This window comes from Methylopila musalis (genome assembly GCF_042679725.1).
Classification (GTDB): domain Bacteria; phylum Pseudomonadota; class Alphaproteobacteria; order Rhizobiales; family Methylopilaceae; genus Methylopila; species Methylopila musalis.
In genome coordinates, this window is record NZ_JBHTMX010000227.1 from 1 (window position 1) to 4,229 (window position 4,229).

Below are 4,229 nucleotides of genomic sequence, written 5' to 3' on the forward strand. Positions count from 1 at the left end.
GGTGGTGCTGCGCGGGGCGGAGGCCTTTCCGCGCGGCGCCTCCGACAGCCACCGCGCCACCGTGTCCGGCGCCGCCCGCGACTGCGCCAATCTGGGCGCCGAGACGCTGCTGAAGGTGGCGCTCACCGGCCGCAGCGCTCGCGCCGCCTCCGGCCCGAGCTGGTTCAACGCGCCGCTGACCGTGGCGGTGATCGACCCCCAGGGCCGCACGGTCTCGGAGCGCCGCGCCCGGCTGAAGGTGACGCTGCCGAAGGGGCAGGCGACGGGCGCCTTCGCCCATGTGGAGGAGAACCTGTCGCTGCCGCCGCAGCCGTCCTACGCCGGCTGGACGGTCGCGATCGGCTTCGACATGACCACCGCCGACGCCCGCCGCGCGGCCAAGGTGCTCACCGCCGAACGGTGACCGGGCAAAGAAAAAGGCCGCCCGGAGGCGGCCTTTTATCGGATTGGGGGATGATCCGGCGCGGGCGGCTCAGTTGAGCTTGGCGCGGACTTCCGACAGGCCGCTGTCGAACAGCTGGTCGCCGAGCGGGCCGCCCTGCGACTTGTCGCCGAGCACCTTGGCGGCGGTGGAGACCGCGGCGGCCGCGGCGGCGGCGCCCACGTCGGCGGCGGCCTGGGCCTCGGCCTGGGCGATCTTCTGCTCCGCCATGGCGGTGCGGCGGGCGACGAACTGCTCGGCGGCGACCTTGGCTTCGGCGGCGACGCGCTCGGCCTCGATCTTGGCGTTGGCGACCAGCGTCTCGGCTTCGCGCTCGGCCTCCTCGCGGCGGCGGGCGAAATCGGCGAGCAGGCGGCTCGCCTCCTCACGCAGGCTGCGGGCCTCGTCCAGCTCGGCGCGGATCTTCACGGCGCGGTTGTCGAGGGCGTGCAGGATCTTGCCCGGCACGCCGAGATAAACCAGCAGGCCGAGGAAGATCACGAACGCGACGAGGACCCAGAATTCGGGAGTGCCCATGATGTCGGCTCCTCAGCGGGCGAGCGTGGCGTCGACCGCCTGCTCGATCTCGGCGGGCGCGGGCGTCGCGCCGGACAGGCGCTCGACGATCGCGGCGGCGGCGTCGGCGGCGATGCCGCGCACATTGCCCATGGCCGCCTGCTTGGTGGCGGAGATCTGGGTTTCGGCGGCGGCGAGCTTGGCGGAGAGCTCGGCGTCGAGACGACGGCGGTTCTCGTCCGACTGGCGAACCACGGCCTCGCGGGCCTCGGTCGCGATGGCGGAGGCCTTGGCGCGGGCCTCGGTCTGGGCCTTCAGGAACGCCTCTTCGGCGGCCTTGCTCTCGGCGCGCAGGCGCTTGGCCTCGGCGAGGTCGCTCTCGATGCGTTCGGCGCGGCCTTCGACGATGTTGGACAGGCGCGGCAGGGCAATCTTGGCGACGATGAAGTACAGCGCGCCGAAGGTGATCGCGAGCCAGATCAGCTGGGAGGCGTAGGTCGAAGCGTCGAAGGGCGGGAAAGCGCCGCCATGTTCGCCCGGCGTGGAGGCCATGTGCTCGGCTCCGTGGGGTGCGGCCCCGTGCTCGGCCTGCGCGAGGACGATGGGCGCCCCCGTGGCGGAGTCGACGGCGATTGCGTTCGGGATCATCGGCTCACCTGACGGCGGAAAAACGTGTGTCGGTCCGGACGGCGGACGGGGAGCGGCCTGTGGATGAAGCCGCTCCCCGTCTCATGTCCCAACCGACCTGGACCGGGAAGGTCCGATCAGACGGCGAACAGCAGCAGCAGCGCGACGAGCAGCGAGAAGATGCCGAGCGCTTCGGTCACGGCGAAGCCGAAGATCAGGCGGGCGAACTGGCCGTCGGCGGCGGACGGGTTGCGCAGCGCGCCGGCGAGGTAGCTCGAGAAGATGTTCGCGACGCCGACGGCGGCGCCGCCCATGCCGAGGGTGGCGAGACCGGCGCCGAGGAACTTCGCGGCTTCAGCTTCCATGACGAGAACTCCGAAGTAAGGGTCGTTGGGGAACAGGCGGACGAGGACGCTGCGGCTCAGTGGCCGGGATGCAGCGCGTCGTTCAGGTACATGCAGGTCAGCAGCGCGAACACATAGGCCTGCAGGAAGGCGACGAGGAACTCGAGCGCCGTGATGCCGATGGTCAGCAGCAGCGGAAGCACGCCGAGGGCGAGGCCGACGCCGCCGAGCGCCGCCGACAGCATGGTCACGAAGCCGGCGAACACCTTCAGGGTGATGTGGCCCGCGAGCATGTTGGCGAAAAGACGGACGGAGAGGCTGATGGGGCGCGAGAGGAACGAGATGACCTCGATCGCGACCACCAGGGGAAGGATGTAGCCGGGCACGCCGTGGGGCACGAACAGCTTGAGGAAGCCGAGGCCGTGCTTGGCGAAGCCGTAGCCGATGACCGTCAGGATGACGATCAGGGCCAGCGCGAAGGTGACGATGATGTGGCTCGTGACCGTGAACGAGCCCGGGATCAGGCCGAGCAGGTTGCAGAACAGCACGAACATGAACAGCGAGAACACGAGCGGGAAGAACACCATCCCGTGCTTGCCGGCCGTCTGGTGGATCATGCCGCGCACGAACTCGTAGGAGAGTTCGGCGAGCGACTGCAGCCGGCCCGGAACGAGGGCCCGCTCGCGGCTGCCCAGCAGCAGCAGGGCCGACACGCCCGCCACGGCGAGAATCATGAACGTCGCGGAGTTGGTGACCGGCCCAAGGACGGGCGTGATCTGGAACTGGTGGATCGGATCGATCGCGCCTGCCATCTGTCGCCTTCGGCCTCTTCCGTCCCTGGCGCCGCGGCTTCGTGGAGCCCCGGCGCGCCCTTGAGAACACATGTCCGGACCCGGACGGGCCCGTCATCGCGCCGGACCCGAATGAAGGGGCCGGAGAATCTTAGAGCGGCGGACGGTCGTCCGCGCCCGGATGCCTCACCACTCCCGCCGCGCGCATGACGTTGAGCACGCCGGCGCCGAAGCCGAGAAGCAGCAGCACGATGAGGCCGAACGGCGAGGTGTCCAACCAGCGGTCGAGCGCCCAGCCAAGCCCCCCGCCCACCAGCACGCCCGCCACCATTTCCGTGCTGAGACGGAAGCCGCGCGCGATGCCCTGGGCGTCGCGGGAAGACACGGGCCCCGACGTTTCGCCGGCGTCGCGTCCCGCTCCACGGCGCTCCAGCGCCTTGTCGAGCCGGTCGAGACGTCCGGCGAGGTCTTCGCCCGACTCTTCCCTCTGTTCGTCCGAACCTTTCGCCATGCTTCAAGGCCCTGCCGAACCCCAAGGGGCGCAAAGCCGCCCCCCGTAAGCCGCGGGCACCCTAGTTTTTGGCCCTTTGGCTGTCAAGGTTCCGCCGCAAAGTCATAACCTATTGATTCTTCAGATAAGAACCCACTTTCGAGGGGGTGCGGCGGAATCGCCGCGGCCGGAAGGCGGGGCTTCGGTCACGTCGCCTCCAGCAACCTCTCCGCCGCTTGAAGGTCCACGGCGACAAGCTGGCTCACGCCCCGCTCCGCCATGGTGACGCCGAGCAGCCGGTCCATGCGGGCCATGGTGATGGGATTGTGGGTCACGGTGAGGAAGCGCGTGCGGGTGACGCGGCGCATTTCGTCCAGCAGCGCGCAGAAGCGCTCCACATTGGCGTCGTCCAGCGGCGCGTCCACCTCGTCCAGCACGCAGACCGGCGCTGGATTGGTGAGAAACACGCCGAACACCAAAGCCAGCGCCGTCAGCGCCTGCTCGCCGCCGGACAACAGCGACAGCGTTTGCGGCTTCTTGCCCGGCGGGCGCGCGATGACCTCGAGCCCCGCCTCCAGCGGATCGTCGCTCTCCACCAGCTCCAGCCGCGCCTCGCCGCCGTCGAACAGGGTCTCGAACAGCGTCCGGAAATGGCCGTCGACGGCGGTGAAGGCCGCCAGCAGCCGGCTGCGCCCCTCCTGATTGAGGCTGCGCACCGCGGCGCGCAGCCGCGCGATGGCGGCGGTCAAATCTTCGCGTTCGGCGGACAGCGCGCCGTGGCTGGCCTCGATCTCGGCCAGCTCCTCCTCGGCACGCAGGTTCACGGCGCCCAGCCGATCGTGGCTCGCGACGGTCTGGCCGAGCCGGCGTTCGATCTCCTCGCGCGGCTCGCCCTTTCTCAACGGTTTCAGAGCGTCGGCGAGCGCCGCCGGCTCGGTGTCGCGGGCGTCGCGGATGCGGGTCGCGGTCTCGGCGCGCTTCTCGCGCGCGGCTTCCAGCCGGGCGCCGGCGCGGGCGGTCTCCTCCCGGGCGCGGGACAG

The 4,229-nt window shown here is 70.4% G+C and carries 6 protein-coding genes and 1 pseudogene; 1 reads left to right on the forward strand and 6 read right to left on the reverse strand.

What is annotated here, in order from left to right; genetic code table 11:
- A partial coding sequence (locus tag ACFQ4O_RS15620; protein ID WP_378776974.1) for a hypothetical protein occupies positions 1 to 403 on the forward strand: 403 nt, incomplete at its 5' end.
- 69 nt (positions 404 to 472) lie between these two features.
- Here ACFQ4O_RS15620 and ACFQ4O_RS15625 read toward each other — a convergent pair.
- From ACFQ4O_RS15625 to ACFQ4O_RS15650, 6 genes and pseudogenes are all read right to left on the reverse strand, one after another.
- The gene (locus ACFQ4O_RS15625; RefSeq protein ID WP_378776976.1) at positions 473 to 958 is read right to left on the reverse strand and encodes a F0F1 ATP synthase subunit B family protein; all 486 of its coding nucleotides are present in this window, start codon (positions 956 to 958) and stop codon (positions 473 to 475) included.
- A gap of 12 nt (positions 959 to 970) precedes the next feature.
- Positions 971 to 1,585 carry a F0F1 ATP synthase subunit B family protein gene (locus tag ACFQ4O_RS15630; protein WP_378776978.1) on the reverse strand — a complete coding sequence of 205 codons (615 nt, stop codon included), beginning with the start codon at positions 1,583 to 1,585 and terminating at the stop codon, positions 971 to 973.
- A 116-nt stretch (positions 1,586 to 1,701) separates the two neighbouring features.
- Complete coding sequence (locus ACFQ4O_RS15635) at positions 1,702 to 1,929, reverse strand: F0F1 ATP synthase subunit C (protein ID WP_271204907.1); 228 nt, start codon at positions 1,927 to 1,929, stop codon at positions 1,702 to 1,704.
- 56 nt (positions 1,930 to 1,985) lie between these two features.
- Positions 1,986 to 2,720, reverse strand: coding sequence for a F0F1 ATP synthase subunit A (locus ACFQ4O_RS15640; RefSeq protein WP_378776981.1), 735 nt, complete (start codon positions 2,718 to 2,720; stop codon positions 1,986 to 1,988).
- Positions 2,721 to 2,850: 130 nt separating this feature from the next.
- Entirely contained in the window at positions 2,851 to 3,210 is a 360-nt protein-coding gene (locus ACFQ4O_RS15645; protein ID WP_378776983.1) for an AtpZ/AtpI family protein, read from the reverse strand.
- Positions 3,211 to 3,395: 185 nt separating this feature from the next.
- Positions 3,396 to 4,229, reverse strand: a pseudogene (locus ACFQ4O_RS15650) (chromosome segregation protein SMC); the annotation flags it as partial.